This is a genomic window from Mesorhizobium sp. P2_C4 (assembly GCF_056404575.1).
In genome coordinates, this window is the sequence record NZ_JBFUDT010000004.1 from 645,970 (window position 1) to 667,703 (window position 21,734).

Below are 21,734 nucleotides of genomic sequence, written 5' to 3' on the forward strand. Positions count from 1 at the left end.
GCAACTGGTAGTCGCGGCATTGAAAAAGCCGGGCATTGGGTAGCGCGCGATGGTGGCAATTGCGAGCAGAAAATCGCGGCGCTGACCGCGAAATGAAGCCTCGGAAAAGATCATACGCAAATCAAAAATTTATGACCTTGGAAATCCATTGGGAAACAGCGGGGCGGTCGGTTCGCGACCCGTTCCGCTGGCCGACGGCGACGTTGCTTTGAGCAGGGATGAAAAGGTCAGCGCTGCTGTAGCGCGATGCGGACACCCAAGGCGCAATAGATGCCGCCGACGACTTTGCCTTGCCATTTCTGAACGGCAGGGTTGCGGCGCAGGAAAGTGCCGAGCCCACTCGCGCCCATCGCGAAAACCACCGTGCTGAAAAGGCCGAGCAGCACGAAAATTACGCCCAGTGTCGCCAACTGGAGCATGACCGATCCGTTTTCGGGCCGCACGAACTGGGGAAGGAATGCGAGAAAGAAAAGCGCGGTCTTGGGGTTGAGCATCTCCGTCAGCACGGCTTGGCGGAACGCCTTGCCGGCTGGGATCGCAAGCGCGCCGGCTGCCGGCTCGGTCGGTGTCTTCTCGATAATCGCGCGGATGCCGAGATAAACGAGATAGGCCGCGCCGATATATTTGATGATGCTGAACAGCATCGCCGATGTGGCGACGATCGCCGAGATGCCGACCATCGCCATCAACGTGTGAAACATGTCGCCGGCTGCTATCCCGGCGCCTGTCGCGATGCCGACCCTTGTCCCGGAACTCGTTGCCCTTGCCACTGTCAGCAGTGTGGCGGGGCCTGGAATGAACACAAAGCCGAGCACGACCGCGACATAGGTCATCAACGTGGTCAGATCGACCATCCCAGGGGCCTCCATGGCTGTCGCCAATCAAAACCATGCCACTGTTCGCAACGCAATGGCGCTTCAGCCGCTCGATGCCGGCGGGACAGTATCGGCCTTCCCCGTCACCTTGAGCGCGAAGGCATAGGTGAAGGCGATCTCCTCCAGCCTCGAAAACCGGCCCGATGCGCCGGCGTGCCCTGAGTCCATGTTGATCTTGAACAGCACCGGATTGTCGCCGCTCTTGCGCTCGCGCAGCCGCGCCACCCATTTCGCCGGCTCCCAGTAGGTGACGCGCGGATCGGTGAGGCCGGCCTGCGCCAGGATCGGCGGGTAATCGAGTGCTGCGACATTGTCATAGGGCGAGTACGCGGCGATCGCCCGGTAGTCCTCTTCCGAGGCGATTGGATTGCCCCATTCGGGCCATTCCGGCGGCGTCAGCGGCAAGGTGGAGTCCAGCATGGTGGTCAACACATCGACGAAGGGAACCTCGGCAACGATGCCGCCAAAACACTCCGGCGCCATGTTGGCGACCGCGCCCATCAGCATGCCGCCGGCCGAGCCGCCTTGCGCGACGATGCGGTCATGGGCGGTGTAGCGCTCGGCGACGAGGTGACGGGCGACCGCGATGAAATCGGTGAACGTGTTCATCTTCTGCGCCCGTTTGCCTTCGTCGTACCAGCCATAGCCCTTGTCCTTGCCGCCACGCACATGGGCAATCGCGTAGACAAAGCCGCGGTCGACCAGCGACAGGCAGTTGGTGTTGAACGCGGCCGGCACGGTGATGCCGTAGGAGCCATAGCCATAGAGCAGGCAAGGCGCCGATCCGTCGAGCGGCGTCTGCCGGTGATGGATCAGCGAGATTGGCACCAGTTCGCCGTCAGTGGCGGGCGCCATCAGCCTGCGCGTGACATAGTGGTTCGCATCGTGGCCGCTAGGGACTTCCTGGGTTTTCAGCAGCACGCGTTCGCGGCTGCGCATGTTGTAGTCGAAGACCTGCGCCGGCGTCGTCATCGACGAATAGGAAAAGCGCATGATCTCGGTGTCGTATTCGTAGGACCCCGACAGGCCGAGCGAAAAGGCTTCCTCGTCGAGCGAGATGAGGTGCTCTTCGCCGCTCTTGCGGTCGTGCACGACGATGCGCGGCAGGCCTTCCTTGCGCTCGAGCCTGACCATGTGATCCCTGAAACCGATCACCGAGAGGATCAGCCGGCCCGGCTCGTGCGGCACCAGTTCCTGCCAGTTGGCGCGCACCGGGTCGCTGGCCGGCGCCGTCATGATCTTGAAGTCCTTGGCGCCGTCGGCATTGGTGAGGATGAAGAAGATGTCGCCGCCTTCCTCAAGGTCGTATTGCAGGCCGGTCTCGCGCGCTGCGACCAGCTTGGGTTCGGCGAACGGCTCGCTGGCGCGCATCAGCCGATACTCCGATGTTTCGTGATCGTTGATGCCGATCATGATCCATTCGTTCGAACGCGTGCCGCCGACACTCATGAAGAAGCCCGGATCGGTTTCCTCGTAGATCAGCCGATCGTTTTCAGGCTGGTCGCCAAGGCCATGGAACAGCACCTTGGACGGACGATGATTGGGATCAAGGCGTGTGTAGAAAAACCCGTCATTGCCGTCACTCCAGACGCCACCGCCACCGGTGTCCGTGATGATGTCGGCCAACTCTTCGCCGCTGGCGAGGTCGCGCACCCTGAGCGTGAAGAATTCGGAGCCCTTGTCGTCGAATGCCCACAACAGCCTGCCGTGATCGGTCGAATGGTCGACCTCGCCGAGGCGGAAATAGGGTTTGCCTTCGGCCTCGGCGTCGCCGTCAAGCAGGATCTGCTCGTCGCCGCCGTCGCGCGGCATGCGGAAATAGCGCGGCTGCTCGCCGCCAAGTTTGAAGGAGGAGCCGTAGGCGTATGGTCCATCCTTCATCGGCACCGTGGAGTCATCCTCCTTGATGCGCCCCTTCATCTCGGTGAAAAGCTGCTTCTGCAGCGGAACGGTGTCGGCCATCAGAGTCGCCTGGTAGGCGTTCTCGGCTTCGAGCTGGGCACGGATCTGGCCATCGAGCAGGGAAGGATCCCTGAACATCTCTTGCCAGTTGTCGGCCCTCAGCCAGGCGTAGTCGTCGCTGCGGGTGACGCCGTGATGGGTGTCGAAGACCGGCCGCTTCTCCGGCTGTGGCGGGCTGGCGGTCGGGAATGCTGGAGATTTGGTCATTGTGTCTCGCTGTGGCAGAAATCTTGAATGGCGAATGAACACGCCGATCAGCGCGGGTTCAAGAGCCGGGCTCTACTGGCATTGTCGGGCTCCAGGCAGAGGGGCGGGAGGAGGAAATGATGAAGTTCTATGTTGGCACCGCTGCGGCTTTGGCCGTCGCTTCGACAGTTTTGGCCTTCACTGGCCAGTCTCATGCAACTGCGTTCTCAGCTTGGCAAGTGACCGGCGTGCCGTTTGGCGATACGCTCAACGTGCGCAAATACCCGTCGGGCACATCCCAGAAGCAGGCCGCCTATCCCAACGGGACGGTTCTGCAGATGACCGGCAAGTGCACCGGCGGAACAAACCTGCTCGATATCGCCAGTCAGCCGCATTGGAAGCAGGAGCAGACAATCCGCTATCGCTGGTGCGAAGTCTGGCACGATCCAGCGCAGAACGGCAATTTCACGACCGGCTGGGTGTATGGAAAGTACATCACCCCTTACTGATGAGGCTCGCCTTGGTGGCCCCGGCATATCCGCTCATGAACATTCAGTAATGTTTTTCAACCTGTGATTTCATTAGAGCCTGATAGCCGGGTAGCCCGTGGCGCGGCCAAGCATAGCCGAAGCATTCAACCCATTTTACCTCGCGTCACCGATGTAAAGGTGGATGTGACGCAGCGTCAGCCGCTGCTGGTCTGACCAGAAAAATATCGCAAAGTTACACAGTGCACCGAAGGTTGAAGCTGAACGCGGAATGTTTGACTAATATCGTTGAATATAGCGCAACAAGCGAATTGACTTACTTGGTTGACTGGCTCATTAAGATGCCCCGACGCGAATCGTGGAGGTTCTTCCTGCCTGAAATTCGCGCGATGCCCGCTTCTAGAAAAGGGGCGCAGACAGAAACAACCTCGTTGGGGTCTTGAAACACTATGGATATCGCCGAAACGCCTGCCCGAAATAGCGATGCGCTGATCGAACTGACCGCCGATGTGGTGGCCGCTTATGTCAGCAACAATCCCGTGCCCGTCGGCGAACTGCCGAACCTTATCGCCGATGTCCATGCCGCTCTCGGGCGCGTGGGTGGGGCCGCCGAAGCGCCTCCTGCCGACAAGCAGAAGCCTGCGGTAAACCCGAAACGCTCGGTTCATGACGACTACATCGTCTGTCTTGAAGACGGCAAGAAGTTCAAGTCGCTCAAGCGTCACTTGATGACCCACTATGGTCTGACGCCCGACGAATACCGTGAAAAATGGAACCTGGACGCAAGCTATCCCATGGTTGCGCCCAACTATGCAGCTGCACGCTCGCAGCTTGCCAAGAAGATGGGTCTTGGCCGCAAGCGCAAGGGGCGCTGATACCGGCTTCGTTGCTTCAAGGTTTCGACCATCGACGGCGCCTGTGGGCGCCGTTTTTGCTTTTTTGCCGACGGGCAATCGCGCGCCGATCATCCTTTGCGTCAGGGTCTGATCAGGCGGTCTGTTTCAGCGCCGCTTCGGCGTCGCGCTTGATGCGCTTGACCATCGAGCGCAGGCCATTGGCGCGCTGCGGTGAAAGGTGTTCGTCAAGGCCGAGTCCCTTCAGCGTGGCTTCCGCGTCGGTTTTCAGGATCTCGCTGGCCGGTTGTTCCGAAAACAGCGCCAGCATGATGGCGACCAGCCCGCGAACGATATGGGCGTCCGAATCGCCGGTGAAGGTGATGACCGGGTCGGCACCTGCTCCCTGTTCGGTGGTCAGCCAGACCTGGCTGACGCAGCCGGGCACCTTGTTGGCCGGATTGCGTTCCGCGTCGGGAAATGGCGGCAGGGCCTCGCCCAGTTCGATCACATAGCGATAGCGGTCTTCCCACTCGTCGAGCAGGGAAAAATCGTCGCGGATCGTCTGGATCGTCGTCGTCATCACGCCGGATATAGTCATCCAGCGTCGCCGCGTCACGGAAAAAGAAGAAAGCACCGCAGGCGCCGAGAGGTCTGTCGGGCCTGCGGTGTAGCCATAGACACGGCTGAAAGCTGTCTCAGTTTTTCGCCGGAATGTTGACTGTTGCGGGCAGGACGATCTGCTCGGTCACGCTGCCGGTGGAAACAGATGTGTCGGGTTCGGCGGCTGTCTTCTCGTCCAGCATGGCGGCCGCGATCTTGGCGGTCTCCTTGGCCCGGGCGGTGATTGTGTGCATCGCCGACTTGCCGGTCTCGCAGACATCGGGCTTGCGTTCGCAGATGCCGGCGATGTCGCCGACAGCTTCACGAGCCGCAAACAGAGCCTGGAGCGGGCCGACACTCTCGCGGCCTGCCTCGTCGGGACCGACGGTCAGCGGCAGCGCCAGAAGCACCAGCGAAAACCAGAAAGCCATTCTTATCAGAAAGCCCATATGTCTGCCCTCTCGTCGGTAACCGGATCATGCATCCATGCGGCACGACCTCTTTTATGGACACGATACTGACACAGACGCGCAAAGGACGGCTTGCGGAGACAGCGAGAATTTTCCGCAAATTTTAGGCAAATTCGAAACGTTACGTTTTGCATTCGATTTGCCTCAAAGACCGCCGGTTTTCTTTCAACAATCAGTAACCATCTATCTATCTGTTTTTTATATGTATTTCTGAAAATGGCGAAGCGCGAGCGCTGGCCGTTGCCAGCATCAGGGCGCTCCGCGCGGATAACGCTCCGTTTACTATGGCGGCATTTGCCTGGGATTTCATCGCACCGCGCCACAATATTTGCCGCAGGGCGGGCGTTGGTCGGTTCAGCCTTATCCATTCCTTAAACGCTGGATGCGAGTTTCAAATCAACAAAAGCCACCTGCGAAGCAGGGCAGTTCACGACCGGGTGCGAGTGCGTTGCATTGAGTTCGATTGCGGCCAAATACGTTGGATTGCCTGGCGCGCTGGCTGCCAGCTGTGAACGTATGGTTCATCCAACCATCATCGGGCAGGATGACCGCCTGCGCCAACAGCGCTTCATCGGCGTCATGCTGGCCGCGCCGTTCTTCACCGCTGGTGCCGCAGTCACATTAGTCACTTCGGGCATGGGCGCTGCCGTCACGGTCGCAACGATCTTCGCCGCTTTCGGCTTTTGCTGGTTCGCCGCCTTGCTGGTGGCGGCCTCGGGCAAGATGGCGCTCGCCAGCCAGGTTGCGCTTGGCCTGGGCGGTCTTGCGCTTGCCGCCGTCATTGCAGCTGCGGGCGGCCTGGCCTCGCCGGTCGCCCTGCTTGCCTTGGCGCTGCCGTTCGAAGCTTGGTGGATCGGCGCCTCGCGGCGCGCCGTGCTTTGGGGAGGTGTCTGCGCGCTGCTCGCTGCGCTGCTGCAACCCTTTGCCGGCTCTGTCCTGCCGTTCGGTTCCGCGGAAATCAGTGCGTGGCACTGGCTGCTGCCGCTGGCCTGGGCGCTGACGCTGGTCTCCCGGCTTGCGGCCTTCGGCGATGCCGCGCAGGCGCAGCCCGCGCTGGCCGCAAGCGATCGGCTCGAGGACACGATCGACGCCGTCGTCCTGCGCATCACCAGGCAAGGCGAGGTCATCGACGTGTCGGCAAAGGCGCGCACGATCCTGAAGCTGCCGCCGGAGCTGCTGTTTGGCACCGGCCTGTTCGATCGTATCCATCTATCCGATCGCGTCGCCTATCTCAGCGCGCTCGCCGACATGCGCGATGGCGCGCCTTCGCGCCGGCTCGATCTTCGCGTCCGGCTGCCGCAGAACGGCGACGGCCCGACGGCCGACAATTACCGGCCATTTTTTCTCGAACTGGTGCGGGGCGAACTGCAACAGGACATCTTCACGCTGGTGCTGCGCGAGGATGGCGAAATTGCCCGGTTGCGCGAGGACCTCGCCGCTGCCAATGACGCCGCCGCGTCGGCCGAGGTGGCGAAGGGACGGTTCCTGGCAATCGTCAGCCATGAGCTGCGCACGCCGCTCAACGCCATCATCGGTTTTTCCGACATGCTGCTGCATGAGATGTTCGGCGGCTTCAAGGATCCGCGCCAGAAGGAATATGTCGGCCTGGTCCGGGATTCCGGCCAGCACCTGCTTGCCGTCGTCACTTCGATCCTCGACGTATCCAGGATCGAGGCCGGCGCCTACGCGACTGAGCCGGAGCCGTTCCGCTTCGTCGACGCCGTCGAAATGTGCCAGTCGATGATGCAGCTCCAGGCCGAGGCAAAGCACATCGATCTGCAGGCGCAGATTGCGCCGGACGCCGGCGAGATCAACGCCGACCGCCGCGCCGTGCAGCAGATCCTCATCAACCTCGTCTCCAATGCGATCAAGTTCACCCCCGATGGCGGCGATGTCGTCGTCGGCGCCAAGCGCATCGGCTCGCGGCTGCATTTCTGGGTCAGGGACACTGGCATCGGCATCGCCGAAGAAGACTTTGCCAATCTCGGCAAGCCGTTCATGCAGATCCAGAACGACTATACGCGCCGCTTCGAAGGGACCGGGCTCGGCTTGTCACTGGTCAAGGGGCTGGTGGCGCTGCACGAGGGCACGATGTCGATCGAAAGCATGCCGGGCGAGGGCACCACGGTAGCGATCAGCTTTCCGGTGAACGGACCGAAAGATCGCTCGGCCGACAAGACCGGCGTGTTGCCGATGCCCAAAGCCAGGACGAAGGGGGAAGCGAAAGGGGACAGGAATGGCTCGCTCCGCAAAACAGCTTAAGGCGGTCAAGCGCCGCAGCAACGCCTTCGAGGACGGGGCGATGGCTGTAGGCAGCCTGATCTCGCAGAACCCGGTCCTGGTCGGCGGCTCTACCGCATTCCTGGTGACGCTGTTCTATGTCTCGGCCAATGCCTTGTGGTACCAGCCTTTTCCGCATGCCGGCGCGTTCTTCGCCACCAGGAGCATCGAGAGCTTTTCGCGGGCGGGCAGCGACGAACCCGAAACCACCATCAACATCGTGCGGCCAGGCGCAGTCAAAAGCGACCCGGTCGTCGAACAGGTCCAGGGCATATTGAAGGACCTCGATTTCTATTCCGGCACTGTCGACGGCATTTCCGGCCCCAACACGCGCAGGGCCATCCAGGCCTATCAGCAGAAGGTCGGGCTGCCGGCGTCCGGTGAGATCGACGCCGTTCTGCTCGACCAACTCGGCGCCAAGCAGACGACAGCGGGCATACCGCATCCGATCCCGCGCCCAGTGGATATGGCCGCTGCTCCTGCCGCCGCGCCAGCGACTGCACCGGTTGCCATCCCGGTCTCGGCGCCCGCATCTGCTCAGGCGCCTGATGCCCGCATCGTCAAGATCCAGGCCGGGCTGAAGGCCTTCGGCAATGACGACATGCAACTCGATGGCGTCGTCGGCGCCCGCACCAAGGCAGCGATCAAGGAATTCCAGTCGCTGTTCGGCCTGCCGCAGACCGGCGAGCCCGACGAAGTCGTCTACGTCAAGATGCGCGAGATCGGCCTGACCAACTGACGGTCGAAACGAGGCTCGCGGACCGGCGAAAATCCCGCTAAGACCCGTCGCATGTCGTCCGGAGCCCTGCCATGCGCGTGACCACCGATCTTTGGGTGTCGGCTTTGCTGCGCCGGGTTTTCGGCGCCGGCGGTTTTGCCGCTGTCGTTAAGCGCGGCGCCACCGAGGCTGGCGCCGTCTTTGTGCTGGCGCGAGGCAGGCTGGGCGAAATCACCCTGTTCGGTCCGGCGCCGCAGACGAGCTACGAGCAGGCCAAGCCCGACGACCGGTTTTTCAGCCTGCTCGGCACGGGTGATGACGCCGCTCTATTCGATGCCAGGCTGGAACGGGAAAAGAAATTCGATCCCGACATCTGGGTGGTCGAGATCGAGGCCGGCGCGGTTCCGGTCGAGGAGCTTCTCTCCGTCAAGACGCCTTGAGGCTGCCGGCAGCGTCGTCGCTGTTCGACGCCTTGCGGGCGTCGGCGTTCGCGGTGGCGCGAACCGCCCTCGACAGCGTCTCGGCCTTCCAATTGCGGACCTTGTCCAGTGCCGCCTCGTGATGCAGCAGATGGTAGCGGTCGAGGAAGGCGCGAATGGCCTGCGGGTGCGGAAACGCATTGGGATAGACGGCAACCGTGATCAGGAATGCCCTGTCTTCGCTGAGGTCGAGCGCCCGCAGGGCGGCAAGCAGCGAGGCGTAGGTAGAGCTTTCCGTCAGCGATCGCGCCGTCGAAAAGTCGATTTCGAGCGCATCGGCAAGCGCGGTCTGGAAGAAGGCCGCATTGCCGGTCAGCGCCGTTTCGCGCAGCCTGGCATAGGTGCTGGAACCGACGAACGCATTGGCGGCAGCCCCTCCACTCACAGCGTCGGCACGCATCATCGAACGCAGCCGCTGCCGGGCGTTTTCGGCGGCAACGCCTGAGGTATCCTGCCGGTCGGGCTCGACAGTCGTGGCTTCAACGCTTTCGGTTGCTGGTTTCACGACCGCTTCTGGCGGCCGCACCCGCACCAGCGTCGGCTTTTCAAGCACTTTGATCAGCTGGGCGATGGTCGGGTTGAGGTCCTTGCGGCGCGCGATGGCGCGCGCATGCGGCAGGCCGTGCCGCCCGATCAGCGCGATGAGGTCGATGTCGCCGAGCGCGCGCGAGCGGATGAGCAACGGGGCGGCGATGTCGACCGGCTCCTCGCAAAGCCGCCGCACCAATGCGCCCGGGGCATATTCGCATTCGGAAAGGGCGGCGGCGACGTAGCGGCGCGATTCGACCGACACATTGTCGAACAGCGGCAGCGTCAGATCCTCGAGCTGGGCGATTTCGCGGCGCGACGGACGGGTCAGGCAACAGAACGCCGAGACCACGGCGCGGAACAGCCTTTCGGCCTTTCCCGATTCAGCCCGTATAGCGATTTGCCTGAAATCCGAAGCTGACACGAAGGATACGCCCGACACTCGACACAATCTGGACCACGCTCGACCGGGACTGTGTCGGTTTCGCGTTTGCCTAGAACAAAGATCAAGTTAGCGCTGATCCGTTAGCGCTCCGTTAACCCTCTACCTGCCTTAATCACATTTGGAGGCGTTGCGTTGTGCTCCGGGGCAACCGAGAGGAATACGCGAACCATGGGCATGGTCCTGTCTTTCGTGCCGCGAACGGCGGCAAGCAATAGAGCAAGTCAAACCACCGGCACGCCGGCGGCGGTCATCATTTTCCCCGGCGTCCGCTACGAACAGCCGCCGCTGACAGGCGAGGCAAGGCCAGGCGGCGTCGGTCCGGACAAGCCGGGCTCGCCGGGGGCGATGCCGGGTTCGTCGGGGACGATGCCGGTACCGCATCACTGAGCCGGCTTCGGGGTAGGCTTTAGAAATCCTGCAGCTCGCAGGAGCTCTGCTCGAGAAACCGCGATACGACAGGCTTCCAGCTGTCGTCCGGCACGAACGAGCGGATAACGAATATGCCTTCGTCGATCGGGGCTTCGACGAAGATTGCTCCCTGCAGATCCTCTGGCAGTTCCTTGCGCACCTCGATCATCTGCGCCGGCGTCAGGACGACGGTATCGAGCACGCCGCCGGTCGCGGTATGGTCGTTGAAGGAATAGAAATTGTGACCATTGCGGTCATAGACCGACACCGACCAGAACGGCACGTTGCCCGGCGCCTTGACCCGCACCATCCCCTCGGCGAGATCGAAGCGGCAGGCCACCGCGTAGAATAGCGGATCGACGGACTTGACCACTGGCGCGCCGCCGGCCTCGGCATCGAGCCTGGTCATCTTGTAGAGGTCCGAGGCCATGGCCAGTCGCGACCAGGCGTCGCGTTCGGAAAACTCCGGCACCAACAGCAGCACCACAATATGGACAATGCCGGCGCCGACCAGGCCGAGCAGGATGGCATGCAGCAACCTACCCATTGCAGTCGACCTTCATGATCTTCGGCAGCGTCACATCCGAAAGCCCGGTGCTTGAGGCGATCGGCGTGTCGTAGAAGGTGAGCACGAAATACATCCGGCCAAAACCATCGGTCAGCAGCCAGTTGCCGGGCGTGGGGCGGCTGCCGACGGAAATGATCACCGAATTGTCGGGCTGGCGCAGCACCTGGTAGGATTGCAGCGCCGCCAACCTCGACTTGCCGGTCTCGACCACGCCAAGAGACTGGTCGGCGGCATAGAGGGTCCAGAAGCGGGCGGTGGGAAATCGGCCTTCGATCCTGTAGGCGCATTCCCGCTTCAGCTGGTCGCCGCCGGCATCGCGCTCGGCAATGAAGGACAGCCCTTCGGCCTGTCCGAGCGCCAGCACGCCCTCGCGCGCCACGCGCGCCTTCGAATAGGGGTCCGCGCCTTGCGTGCCAATGTCGGGGAAGGCCGTCCACTGGCCGATCCTGATGGCGCCGACACCGTCCTGCACCTTCAGCGCATACCAGACGCTGCCGCCGCCACCACCGATGGCTATGACGAGCGCGACGAGCGTCAGGAAGGCGTTCTTGAGCATGAAAGGCCGGGGACAAGCAGGATTGCCGTTCGGGGATATCGCGGCGCAGGGGCATGTGGCAAGCGGGCGGAGCGGAATTGCCTGGTCACAGCGCCGACAGGGTCTCCGGCGCCGCGGGGGTCTGGAGCACCGGCGCCGACTGGAACAGTCTGGTCATGTCGCGCAGCGTCTGCGTGGTCCGGCTGGACAGCACCGCCGGGCGCTCGGCGGCGGCGTCGGCTGCTGCCTGATCGGCATTCTTCTTCTCCGCTTCCTCGGCCTTGGCCGCAATCTCGGCGTCGACGAAGGGGTGTTCGAGGCCGGGGATCGGCTTGATGTCGATGTTCTGGTGCGCATAGACCATCAGCCGCTGCCACACCATCGCCGGCAGCGAGCCGCCGGTCATCTTGTTGGTCGGGGTGAAGTCGTCATTGCCGAGCCAGACGGCGGCCGTATAATTGCCAGTGAAGCCGACAAACCAGGCATCGCGGTAGGACTGTGTGGTGCCGGTCTTGCCGGCGACGACGATGTTGGGAAGCTGGGCCCGCCGGGCCGTGCCGATCACCGGCACCGCCGCCAGCATGGTGTTCATGTAGATGAGCGCCTGTTCCGACAGCACCCGGTGCGGCGGCGGCGCATCCTTGGCGAAGTCGTAGACAACCTCGCCGGTTCGGGTGACCAGCTGGGTGACGCCATGGCGCGAGCCGACGAAGCCGCCCTGCGCGAACACGCTGTAACCTGTCGCCTGGTCCATCACCGTCATGCCCGACGTGCCGAGCACCATCGTCTTGTGCGATTCCAGCGGCGATTCGACGCCGAATGATTCGGCCATCGCCTTGATCGGACCGATGCCGAGATGGTCCTTGGCCAGCCGCACCGGTACGGTGTTGATCGATTTGGCGATCGCCGTGAGCAGCGTCACGTTGCCGGCCGATCCGCCACTGTAGTTTTTGGGAGACCAGCCGCCCCAGGTGATCGGCCCGCCGGAGACAACGGAGTCCGGGGTGAAGCCGTGTTCCATCGCCGTGGCATAGACATAGGGTTTGAACGAGGAGCCGGTCTGGCGCAGCGCCTTGGTGGCGCGGTTGAACTGGCTGGCGCCGTAGTCGCGGCCGCCGACGATGGCCCTGACCGCGCCATTGGTCTCGATGACGACCACCGCGCCCTCGGTGACGTTGTACTCTTTGCCGAACTGGCGCAGGTGGAATTCCATCGATTCCTCCGCCGCCTTCTGGATGTTGGCGTCGAAGGTGGTGTGGGCGACCAGCGAGTGCTGGCCGGTCTTGGCGGCGATCTTCTTGACCTCGTCGAAGGCCCAGTCGAGATAATAGTCCGGGCTCTTCTGCTCGCCGCGGTCGACGATTTCGGCCGGGTGCAGCCGCGCTTGCAGCACCTGGCCTTCGGTCATGAAGCCGGAATCGACAAGGTTCGACAGCACCACATTGGCGCGTGCGCGTGCGGCTGGAAGGTTGATGTGCGGCGCGTATTTGGTCGGCGCCTTGAACAGGCCGGCCAACATCGCCGCCTCGGCGAGGTTGAGGTCCTTGACGCTCTTGCCGAAATAGAAATCGGCCGCCGCCTCGATGCCGAAAGTGCCGCCACCCATATAGGCGCGGTCGAGATAGAGCTGCAGGATTTCCTTCTTCGACAGATTGGCCTCGAGCCAGAGCGACAGGAAGGCTTCCTTGATCTTGCGCTGCAAGGTCCGCTCATTCGACAGGAACAGGTTCTTGGCCAGTTGCTGGGTGATGCTGGAGCCACCCTGCACGACGGAGTTCGCCCGCACATTCTCGAAGATGGCGCGCGACAGGCCGAGCACGTCGATGCCGTAGTGCTCGAAGAAACGCCGGTCCTCGGTGGCCAGCACCGCCTTGATGACATGGTCGGGCATCTCGTCAACCGGCACCGAATCGCGCTGGATGATCCCGCGCTGGCCGATCTCGTTGCCGTAGCGGTCGAGGAAGGTGACGGCGAAGTCGCCCTGCGTGCGCCAGTCGCCGGTGGTGATCTGGAAGGCCGGCAAGGCAAGCGCCAAAAGGACGACGATGCCACCGGCGCCCATTGTAAAACCTTCGCTCAACACTTCGATGATGCCGCGGCGCCAGCCGGTCACGCGGAAGCGCCGGAAAAAGATGGTGGCTGTTTCCCAGAACTGACTGGCCTTGAAGCCGATCTCGTAGAGCGAGGAATCGAGCCACGCATCCACCGCCAGCAGTGCTGCGGCGATCGGGCCTCTTCTCTTGCGCGGTTCCAAAGGACTGGTCATTCCAGAATTCCGCCCCACGCCGTTACCTGAAAGCCGCATGCGGGCTATTTCAGGGCGGCGCACCAAGCAAGACTATTCGTCCATTTTAGCACCGCTCACAAGGGCGGCGAAGCCACACAGCACGGTTTGTTGACCGGGCAGAGATGGCTTCGATTCTGGTATCTTCAGGCAGATCTCACCGTGCCGCGATGAAGCGCATGAAATGCGCGACATCAGCCTCGCTGGGCTCCAGGCCGGTAAAGCTGCGCAAATAGGCCGCGAGATGACTGACCCGCGCCTCGACCGGCTCCTTGAGGTCAAGCACGTAATAGCCGATCTGCATGTAGTAGAGCACGCGCGCCCGGATGAAGGCGTCCTCCTCGTCATAGCCGTGGCGGCGATACATCTCGCGGATGGCGCCCAGCCGATCATTGTCGGCCTTGTCGATGGCCCGGCGCACATCGTCGGAGCGGCGCGCCCATTCGCGGATGGCGAAGTCGAGCCTGGGGTCGAACAGCCGCTCGTCGGCCCAGCATTCGAACACATTCATGACGCCCATGATGATCGATTCCGCCGGCCGCTGCGCGCGTTCGACGATCGCCTTGGTGTTGGTGTCGTGCCAGTGGGCGAGCAGCTGGTCGAGCAGGTCCTGGCGGCTCTGGAAATACCAGTAGAAGCTGGAACGCGACACGCCGAGCTTCTGCCCGAGCGTCAGCACCCGCACACTCTCTATGCCGTCCGAGATCAGCGTCTGCAGCGCCAGATTGATCCAGTCGGAGCGGGTCGCCTTGATGTTGCCGGGCGCCAGTTCGTCCTGAGGAGCATTCATCACCATGGACCCACAAGTGGCATGGCGCGAAGCATCGCGCAAGCTCTGGACATAAGTGTCTAGACACATATGTACAGTCCATGTATCGTGAGGACGTCAAACGAGAGGGAGAGGCTCGTGAAGTCGCACTATCGGGCAGTCGTCATAGGGGGCGGGGTGGTGGGAGCCTCGGTGCTCTACCATCTGGCGCGGTTCGGCTGGAGCGATGTCGCGCTGATCGAGCGCGCCGAGCTGACCGCCGGTTCGACCTGGCACGCAGCGGCCGGTTTCCATGCGCTCAACGCCGATCCCAATGTCGCAGCACTTCAGGACTACACGATCAAGCTCTACCGCGAGATCGAGGCCGAATCCGGCCACAATGCCGGCCTGCACATGACCGGCGGCGTCAACATGGCCAGCGATCCCGCCCGCTGGGAGTGGTTGAAATCGGCCTGGGCGGTGTTCCAGTCGGTCGGTATCGAGACCGCCCGGCTGGTGACCCCCGAAGAGATCAAGGAAATCTGTCCGATCGCCAATGTCAGCGACGTGCTGGGCGGCCTCTACGATTCCAACGAAGGCCATCTCGACCCCTACGGCACCACCCATGCCTATGCCGGCGCCGCCAAAAAGCGCGGCGCCGATGTCATCCTGCGCAACCGGGTGCTCGACCTCAAGCCGCGCGCCGACGGCGGCTGGGACGTGCTGACCGAACAAGGCACGATCATTGCCGAGCATGTCGTCAATGCCGGTGGTCTGTGGGCCAAGCAGGTGGGTCGCATGGCCGGCGTCGACCTGCCGGTGACGCCGATGGAGCACCACTATTTCATCACCGAGGACATTCCGGAGGTCGCCGCACTCGACAAGGAACTGGGACTTGCCGTCGACCTCGACGGCTTCTCCTATCTCAGGCAGGAGCGCAAGGGCGTGCTGCTCGGCGTCTACGAGCAGAACCCGAAACACTGGAACATGGACGGTGCGCCGTGGGATTACGGCATCGAGCTGATCCCCGAGGATATCGACCGCATCAGCCCGGAGCTTACGAAAGCCTATGAGCGCTTTCCGTGCCTGGCCAAGGCCGGTATCCGCAAATGGGTCAACGGCGCCTTTACCTTCACGCCGGACGGCAATCCGATCGTCGGCCCGGTGCGTGGTCTCAGAAACTATTGGGTCGCCTGCGGCGTCATGGCCGGCTTCAGCCAGGGCGGCGGCGTCGGCAAATCGCTGGCCGAGTGGATGATTTACGGCGAGCCGCAAGCCGACATCTTTGGGATGGACATTGCCCGCTATGGCGCCTTTGCCGCCAACCGCGAATATCTCAAGCAGACGACGCGCCAGTTCTATTCGCGCCGCTTCGTCATGACCTTTCCCAATGAGCGCCTGCCGGCCGGAAGGCCGCTGAAACGGCCCGGCGCCTATGACGGTATGACGGCGGCAGGCTGCGAATGGACGTCGTCCTGGGGTTTGGAAATCCCGGCCTATTTCGCGCCGATGGGCTTTCGCGAAAACACCACGTTGAAGCGCTCCAACGCCTTCGACATCGTCGGCGACGAGGCGTTGCAGGTGCGCCGTGCCGCCGGCCTCGTCGATACCTCAGCCTTTTCGCGCTACGCGGTGTCAGGCCCAGGCGCGGAGGCCTGGCTGGACCGCCTGCTCGCCTGCAGGCTGCCGAAACCGGGGCAGGCCAAGCTCGCACCGATGCTGGGCCATGATGGCCGGCTGAAGGGCGATCTCACCGTCTTCAACTGGGGCGACGGCCAATACTGGATCATGGGCTCCTACTATCTCAGGGAATTCCACATGCGCTGGTTCGAGGCGCATGCGGCCGACGGCGTTTCGGTCATAGACCTCTCCGACATCATGACCGGGTTTCTCGTCACCGGGCCGAATGCGCGGGCCATCGTGGCGCGCACGACGCATCAGGACGTCTCGGCCGATGCCTTGCCGTTCATGGCCTGCGGCGCGTTCGACATCGGCATGGTGCGCGCGCGGGTTGCCCGCCTCTCCATCGCCGGCGAAGTCGGCTTCGAGATCAACTGTCCCGCCACCATGCATGCCACATTGCGCGAAACACTGCTTGCCGCCGGCGAGGATCTCGGCCTTGCCGAGATCGGCTTCTATGCGCTGAACGCGCTCAGGTTGGAAAAGAGCTTTGGCATCTGGTCGCGCGAATTCACCCAGGCCTATACGCCGGGTCAGACCGGCCTCGACCGCTTCATCGCCTTCGACAAGGGCGATTTCATCGGCCGTGAGGCGGCGCTGAGGGAACGCGACGCCGGCGCCTCGCGACGGATCGTGACGCTGGAAATCGACGCCGTCGACGCCGACGCCAGCGGCTTCGAGCCGGTCTGGCACAAGGGCCGGCGCGTGGGCTTCGTCACCTCGGGCGGCTATGGCTACACGATCGGCAAGAGCGTCGCGCTGGCGCTGCTGGACGACGATTTCGCCGGGCAGGGGACCGCGCTTTCCGTGCACATTGTCGGCGTCGAACGGCCGGCGCGCGTCATCGCCGCCTCGCCCTACGACGCGCAAGGCAAGGCGATGCGGCAATGAGGAGGACAGGCCATGGTCGATGATGCCGCACGTGAAGTCAGGCGCGAGCGCCGACGCGGACGAACCGGCGAAGCCGGCAGCGAGTCTAGCCGCCGGCCGGATTATCGTTCGCTGAAAAACCCGTTCCTGCCGCAGCCGGTGTTTTCGCACGACCAGGTCGCCGCCATCCATGACACGGCGCTGCGCGTGCTGGAGGAGCTTGGCATCAAGGTGCTGCTGCCGGAAGCGCGGCGCATCCTCGCCGGTGCCGGCGCGCTGGTCGACGAAGACAGCCAGATGGTGCGCATCGGCCGCGATATCGTGACGGCCGCACTCGCCTCGGCGCCCAAATCGATCCGGGCGCTGGCCGGCGACCGTTCCCGCGACCTCATGCTCGAACTGGGATCGATGACGTTCCTGGCCGGAGCCGGCGCGCCCAACGTCACCGATCTCGAGCGCGGCCGGCGGCCGGGAACACTTGCCGCTTTCGAGGATCTCATGCGGCTGGTGCAGCATTTCGACGTGCTGCACATGCTGGGGCCTTGCATCGAGCCCCAGGACGTCGACAACCGCTTCCGCCACTACGCCGTCAATCGTGCGCAACTGACGCTGTCCGACAAGTTCCCGTTCGTCTTCGCCCGCGGCACGCCGCAGGTCGAGGACGGTTTCGAGATGCTGCGGCTGGCGCGCGGCCTGTCGGAGGACGCGTTTCGTTCTGGCGCCCATTGCTACACCATCATCAACACCAACTCACCGCGCCAGCTCGACATTCCGATGGCGCAAGGCATCATCGACTTCGCAAAAGCCGGGCAAGTGCTGATCATCACGCCGTTTTGCCTGGCGGGCGCCATGGCGCCGATCACCGTCGCTGGCGCGCTGACGCTCCAGCATGCCGAGGCGCTGGCCGGGTTGGCGCTGGCGCAGATCGTGCGGCCGGGCGCGCCAGTGGTCTACGGCTCATTCTCGTCCAATGTCGACATGAAGTCGGGCGCGCCGGCCTTTGGCACGCCGGAGCATGTCAAGGCGACGCTGGGCGCCGGCCAACTGGCGCGCTTCACCGGCTTGCCCTGGCGCTCCGGCGGCGGCAGTGCCGCCAACATTTCGGATGTGCAGGCCGCGCATGAAACGCAGTTCGCGCTGTGGGGTTCGGTGCTGGCCGGTGCGACGGTGTGCATCCACGCCGCCGGCTGGCTGGAAGGCGGCCTCAGCGTCTCGTTTGAAAAGCTGATCACCGATATCGAGGCGGTGCAGACCGTCGCCGAACTGTGCGCCGCCACACCCGGCGACGAGGATGCAATCGGCTTCGAAGCCATCGCCGAGGTACAGCCGGGCGGGCATTTCTTCTCGGCCGGGCACACGATGGCGCGCTACCGCACCGCCTTCTATGAGCCGCTGGTGGCCGACTGGTCGAATTTCGGCAACTGGACACAAGCCGGGTCAAAGACCGCGACCGAGCGCGCCACCGGCATCTGGAAACGGATACTGGCCGACTTCCACCCGCCAGCTTCGGCCACTGCCACCGCTGGCATTCTCGACGAATTCATCGCCCGGCGCACTGAACAGGGCGGCGCAGCACCGGTCTCGTGAGGTCGTGCGGCCGGCGCATCGCTCTCAGCGATCAGCGGAGCCCGCCGCTCACGCGCCGGGCCCCTCCTTTGTCGTCACCGATCACGCATGCGCGTGCGGGTGACGAACGTCCCAGACGGCCCAAGCCGATGCGACAACCACCAGCACGCCGAGGATCACATGCGTCGCCATCGCGTCAGCGTTGGCCATGAACCCCAGCAGCCAGGGTGAAACGATCAGCCAAAGTCCGAGAACAAGATTCACCCACTCTTCCCACTCGGCGAATACGGAGAGAGTCGCGACTGCCAGCGCACCGAGCACAACGCCGACAACCCAGGCGTTGTATGCGGGAGCGGTTTCAGCAGCGAAGCCGATTATCCAGGGTGAGATGAACAGGCAAACGGCAAGGATCAGATTGATCAGATCCTGGCCACGTTTTCCTTCCATGAGTTTATTGGCCATGACAACCTCCTTAGAGAAGCTTGACCAAACCACTACGTTTCGCGTGCACCGCACGCTTAGTCATTGATATAATTACGCTTCAAATGGCCTTCAAGGACCTGCGATGGGAGGGTCAGTGCAGGATGGCAACCGCCTTGCGCGAATAGGTGGTGTCGTCGAGCTGGCCGAGCATGAAGGCCGCCACATCGGCACGCGCCAATGTAGGCAGCAGGGACGTCGCCCGAACACCATTGCCGTGGCGGAATTCACCGGTTGCCGCACCGTTTGTGAGCTTGGGCGGCCGCACGATGGTCCAGTCGAGACTGGATTGGACGATAAGCTTTTCCTTTGCCTCGTGGTCGGCCACTTCACGACGCAGCACAAGCGGTACGATGACACCGCCGAGCAGCGGTCCCAATTGCCGCCGGCTGTCGCGCACGCCAAGGAACGAAAGATAGATGAGCCGGGCAGGGCCGGTCCGCTGCATGGCATCGACGATGAAGCCGATGCCGGCAACCACGGCCGGGTCGTGTTTCAGCGGCACTCCGACCCCGAGACAGGTGAAAACCGCTTCATGCCCGGCAACGGAGCGCTCCACTGCCTGTTGATCGGCGACATCTCCGACAATCACCCTCAGGTTTTCATGGCTTACGGCAAGCTTGCTCGGGGTGCGAACGAAGGCGGTCACCGCATGGCCTTTTGCCAGAGCAGCCGAGACGACGAGGCGCCCCGTCGCACCCGAGGCGCCAAAGATGAGTAGTTTCATCATCCTCTCCCCTGGGACAGCCCGCTACGCCCCCTCTGAGGGACGTGGCGCGCATCACATCGGGCGCTTGTCGCCGGCCTTCTGCGGGTCGCGGCGTATCGTGCCGGTATCGGTCTGTCTGTGCTTGTCGGCGGCAATCCTGCGGATGCGGTCGAAGCGGTTTTCCTCGGCTGGCTTGGTCGCCGGAACGCCATTTGGCTTTGGTACGAAGGTAATCATGTGTCGATCTCCCTGTCGTTGCTGACTGATGGAAGTCTTCCTGACTGGTGGAAATCCTTGGCGCGCCGGGGAAGTGCCCCCGACGGCCGTTGTTCTGGTTTGGCCCGTCCGGCTTTGCCGGGCGGGCACTTCAGGCGCCGGTCAGTAACCGCCCATGCCGCCGCCGGCCGAAGCCGCGGCATCCTTGGCCGGGATGTCGGTGATCATGGCTTCCGCTGTGATCAACAGCGCCGCGATCGAGCCGGCGTCCTGCAATGCGGTGCGCACAACCTTTGCCGGATCGACGATGCCGGCCTTGATCATGTCGACATAGATCTCGTTCTGGGCATCAAAGCCCTGATTGTGATCCTTGCTGTCGGAGAGCTTGCCGACGACGATCGAGCCTTCGACACCGGAATTCTCGGCGATCTGACGGATCGGCGCTTCGAGTGCCCGCAGCACGATCGAGATGCCGGCATTGACATCGGCATTGGCGCCGGTCAGCCCGTTGAGCACCGATTTGGCGCGTAGCAGGGCGACACCGCCGCCGGGAACGATGCCTTCTTCAACCGCCGCACGCGTGGCGTTCAGCGCATCGTCGATACGGTCCTTCTTTTCCTTGACTTCCGACTCGGTGGCGCCGCCGACGCGGATGACGGCAACGCCACCCGACAGTTTGGCCAGACGCTCCTGCAGCTTTTCCTTGTCATAGTCGGAGGTTGTCTCCTCGATCTGGCCCTTGATCTGCGAGACGCGCGCCTGGATCGTCGCCTTCGGGCCGGCGCCGTCGATGATCGTCGTGGTGTCCTTCTCGATCAGCACGCGCTTGGTCCGGCCGAGCATGTCGATGGTGATGTTTTCCAGCTTGATGCCGAGATCCTCGGAAATCATCTGGCCGGCGGTGAGCACGGCGATGTCTTCCAGCATCGCCTTGCGGCGATCGCCGAAGCCTGGCGCCTTGACGGCCGCGACCTTGAGGCCGCCGCGCAGCTTGTTGACGACCAAAGTCGCCAGCGCTTCGCCTTCGACGTCCTCGGAGATGATCAGCAGCGGCTTGCCGCTTTGCACGACCGCTTCGAGGATCGGCAGCAGTGCCTGCAGATTGCCGAGCTTCTTTTCGTGGATGAGGACGTAAGGATCCTCCAGTTCGACGCGCATCTTCTCGGCATTGGTGACGAAATAGGGCGAGAGATAGCCACGGTCGAACTGCATGCCCTCGACGACGTCGAGTTCGGTGTCGGCCGTCTTGGCTTCCTCGACGGTGATGACGCCGTCATTGCCGACCTTGTCCATCGCCTTGGCGATCATGGCGCCGACGGTGGCGTCGCCATTGGCGGCGATGGTGCCGACCTGCGCGATCTCGGCCGACGACTTGACCTTCTTGGCCCGCGCCTGGATTTCCTTGACCACGGCGGTCACGGCAAGGTCGATGCCGCGCTTGAGGTCCATCGGGTTCATGCCGGCGGCAACGAATTTTGCGCCTTCGCGCAGGATCGAAGCGGCCAGCACCGTGGCGGTGGTGGTGCCGTCACCGGCGAGGTCGTTGGTCTTCGAGGCCACTTCACGCACCATCTGGGCGCCCATGTTCTCGAACTTGTCGGCAAGCTCGATTTCCTTGGCGACGGTGACGCCGTCCTTGGTGATGCGCGGCGCGCCATAGGCCTTGTCGATGATGACGTTGCGGCCCTTGGGGCCGAGCGTCACCTTGACGGCATTGTTGAGGATTTCGACGCCGCGCAACATGCGGTCACGGGCATCGGTGGAGAATTTGATTTCCTTGGCAGACATGATTTTTCATCCAGT

Annotated in this window: 21 protein-coding genes; 8 read left to right on the top strand and 13 right to left on the bottom strand. The window is 63.1% G+C overall.

The window, feature by feature from the left end; all coding sequences use genetic code 11:
- Positions 1 to 227 precede the first annotated feature (227 nt).
- Entirely contained in the window at positions 228 to 854 is a 627-nt protein-coding gene (locus AC1DX6_RS19445) for a LysE family translocator (RefSeq protein ID WP_477316204.1), read from the bottom strand.
- A gap of 63 nt (positions 855 to 917) precedes the next feature.
- Positions 918 to 3,044 (bottom strand): S9 family peptidase, encoded by a 2,127-nt coding sequence (locus AC1DX6_RS19450; RefSeq protein ID WP_477316206.1) that lies wholly within the window; start codon positions 3,042 to 3,044, stop codon positions 918 to 920.
- Between the two features lie 116 nt (positions 3,045 to 3,160).
- Here AC1DX6_RS19450 and AC1DX6_RS19455 point away from each other — a divergent pair, with 116 nt between their 5' ends.
- Positions 3,161 to 3,532: an SH3 domain-containing protein gene (locus AC1DX6_RS19455; RefSeq protein WP_477316208.1), complete on the top strand. Its 372-nt coding sequence runs from the start codon at positions 3,161 to 3,163 to the stop codon at positions 3,530 to 3,532.
- 428 nt (positions 3,533 to 3,960) lie between these two features.
- Positions 3,961 to 4,386, top strand: coding sequence for a Ros/MucR family transcriptional regulator (locus AC1DX6_RS19460; RefSeq protein WP_477316210.1), 426 nt, complete (start codon positions 3,961 to 3,963; stop codon positions 4,384 to 4,386).
- Between the two features lie 112 nt (positions 4,387 to 4,498).
- Here the strand turns inward: AC1DX6_RS19460 and AC1DX6_RS19465 are convergent, their stop codons facing one another.
- Both AC1DX6_RS19465 and AC1DX6_RS19470 read right to left on the bottom strand, forming a co-directional pair.
- On the bottom strand, positions 4,499 to 4,927 hold the full coding sequence (locus tag AC1DX6_RS19465; RefSeq protein WP_477316478.1) for a SufE family protein: 429 nt from the start codon (positions 4,925 to 4,927) through the stop codon (positions 4,499 to 4,501).
- 115 nt (positions 4,928 to 5,042) lie between these two features.
- The gene (locus AC1DX6_RS19470) at positions 5,043 to 5,396 is read right to left on the bottom strand and encodes a DUF5330 domain-containing protein (protein ID WP_477316212.1); all 354 of its coding nucleotides are present in this window, start codon (positions 5,394 to 5,396) and stop codon (positions 5,043 to 5,045) included.
- 537 nt (positions 5,397 to 5,933) lie between these two features.
- On the opposite strand from AC1DX6_RS19470, the gene AC1DX6_RS19475 reads away from it, so the two are divergent.
- The 3 genes from AC1DX6_RS19475 (at position 5,934) to AC1DX6_RS19485 (ending at position 8,855) form a co-directional block, all read left to right on the top strand.
- On the top strand, positions 5,934 to 7,679 hold the full coding sequence (locus AC1DX6_RS19475) for a PAS domain-containing sensor histidine kinase (RefSeq protein ID WP_477316214.1): 1,746 nt from the start codon (positions 5,934 to 5,936) through the stop codon (positions 7,677 to 7,679).
- Entirely contained in the window at positions 7,654 to 8,436 is a 783-nt protein-coding gene (locus tag AC1DX6_RS19480) for a peptidoglycan-binding domain-containing protein (protein ID WP_477316216.1), read from the top strand. The genes AC1DX6_RS19475 and AC1DX6_RS19480 overlap by 26 nt, the downstream gene beginning before the upstream one ends.
- 71 nt (positions 8,437 to 8,507) lie before the next feature.
- The gene (locus tag AC1DX6_RS19485; protein WP_477316218.1) at positions 8,508 to 8,855 is read left to right on the top strand and encodes a DUF1491 family protein; all 348 of its coding nucleotides are present in this window, start codon (positions 8,508 to 8,510) and stop codon (positions 8,853 to 8,855) included.
- On the opposite strand, the gene AC1DX6_RS19490 is transcribed toward AC1DX6_RS19485, so the two are convergent.
- Complete coding sequence (locus tag AC1DX6_RS19490; RefSeq protein WP_477316220.1) at positions 8,842 to 9,846, bottom strand: hypothetical protein; 1,005 nt, start codon at positions 9,844 to 9,846, stop codon at positions 8,842 to 8,844. The two genes, AC1DX6_RS19485 and AC1DX6_RS19490, sit on opposite strands and share 14 nt — an antisense overlap.
- A gap of 189 nt (positions 9,847 to 10,035) precedes the next feature.
- Here AC1DX6_RS19490 and AC1DX6_RS19495 point away from each other — a divergent pair, with 189 nt between their 5' ends.
- On the top strand, positions 10,036 to 10,254 hold the full coding sequence (locus tag AC1DX6_RS19495) for a hypothetical protein (RefSeq protein ID WP_477316222.1): 219 nt from the start codon (positions 10,036 to 10,038) through the stop codon (positions 10,252 to 10,254).
- A 19-nt stretch (positions 10,255 to 10,273) separates the two neighbouring features.
- On the opposite strand, the gene AC1DX6_RS19500 is transcribed toward AC1DX6_RS19495, so the two are convergent.
- The 4 genes from AC1DX6_RS19500 to AC1DX6_RS19515 all read right to left on the bottom strand — a co-directional run bounded on the left by AC1DX6_RS19500 (position 10,274) and on the right by AC1DX6_RS19515 (position 14,458).
- Positions 10,274 to 10,822, bottom strand: coding sequence for a DUF1254 domain-containing protein (locus tag AC1DX6_RS19500; protein WP_477316224.1), 549 nt, complete (start codon positions 10,820 to 10,822; stop codon positions 10,274 to 10,276).
- Positions 10,815 to 11,399: a DUF1214 domain-containing protein gene (locus AC1DX6_RS19505; RefSeq protein WP_477316226.1), complete on the bottom strand. Its 585-nt coding sequence runs from the start codon at positions 11,397 to 11,399 to the stop codon at positions 10,815 to 10,817. Before AC1DX6_RS19505 ends, AC1DX6_RS19500 begins: the two co-directional genes overlap by 8 nt.
- An 85-nt stretch (positions 11,400 to 11,484) precedes the next feature.
- On the bottom strand, positions 11,485 to 13,644 hold the full coding sequence (locus AC1DX6_RS19510; RefSeq protein WP_477316228.1) for a transglycosylase domain-containing protein: 2,160 nt from the start codon (positions 13,642 to 13,644) through the stop codon (positions 11,485 to 11,487).
- Positions 13,645 to 13,819: 175 nt separating this feature from the next.
- Positions 13,820 to 14,458: a TetR/AcrR family transcriptional regulator gene (locus AC1DX6_RS19515; protein WP_477316480.1), complete on the bottom strand. Its 639-nt coding sequence runs from the start codon at positions 14,456 to 14,458 to the stop codon at positions 13,820 to 13,822.
- A 111-nt stretch (positions 14,459 to 14,569) separates the two neighbouring features.
- On the opposite strand from AC1DX6_RS19515, the gene AC1DX6_RS19520 reads away from it, so the two are divergent.
- The gene (locus AC1DX6_RS19520; protein WP_477316230.1) at positions 14,570 to 16,981 is read left to right on the top strand and encodes a GcvT family protein; all 2,412 of its coding nucleotides are present in this window, start codon (positions 14,570 to 14,572) and stop codon (positions 16,979 to 16,981) included.
- A gap of 12 nt (positions 16,982 to 16,993) precedes the next feature.
- Complete coding sequence (locus tag AC1DX6_RS19525) at positions 16,994 to 18,547, top strand: trimethylamine methyltransferase family protein (protein WP_477316232.1); 1,554 nt, start codon at positions 16,994 to 16,996, stop codon at positions 18,545 to 18,547.
- An 81-nt stretch (positions 18,548 to 18,628) separates the two neighbouring features.
- On the opposite strand, the gene AC1DX6_RS19530 is transcribed toward AC1DX6_RS19525, so the two are convergent.
- The 4 genes from AC1DX6_RS19530 to groL all read right to left on the bottom strand — a co-directional run bounded on the left by AC1DX6_RS19530 (position 18,629) and on the right by groL (position 21,719).
- Positions 18,629 to 18,988, bottom strand: coding sequence for an SPW repeat protein (locus tag AC1DX6_RS19530; protein ID WP_477316234.1), 360 nt, complete (start codon positions 18,986 to 18,988; stop codon positions 18,629 to 18,631).
- A 112-nt stretch (positions 18,989 to 19,100) separates the two neighbouring features.
- The gene (locus AC1DX6_RS19535) at positions 19,101 to 19,733 is read right to left on the bottom strand and encodes an NAD(P)-dependent oxidoreductase (protein ID WP_477316236.1); all 633 of its coding nucleotides are present in this window, start codon (positions 19,731 to 19,733) and stop codon (positions 19,101 to 19,103) included.
- Positions 19,734 to 19,787: 54 nt separating this feature from the next.
- Positions 19,788 to 19,952, bottom strand: coding sequence for a hypothetical protein (locus tag AC1DX6_RS19540; RefSeq protein ID WP_477316238.1), 165 nt, complete (start codon positions 19,950 to 19,952; stop codon positions 19,788 to 19,790).
- A gap of 141 nt (positions 19,953 to 20,093) precedes the next feature.
- Positions 20,094 to 21,719 carry a chaperonin GroEL gene (groL, locus tag AC1DX6_RS19545; RefSeq protein WP_477316240.1) on the bottom strand — a complete coding sequence of 542 codons (1,626 nt, stop codon included), beginning with the start codon at positions 21,717 to 21,719 and terminating at the stop codon, positions 20,094 to 20,096.
- Positions 21,720 to 21,734 lie beyond the last annotated feature (15 nt).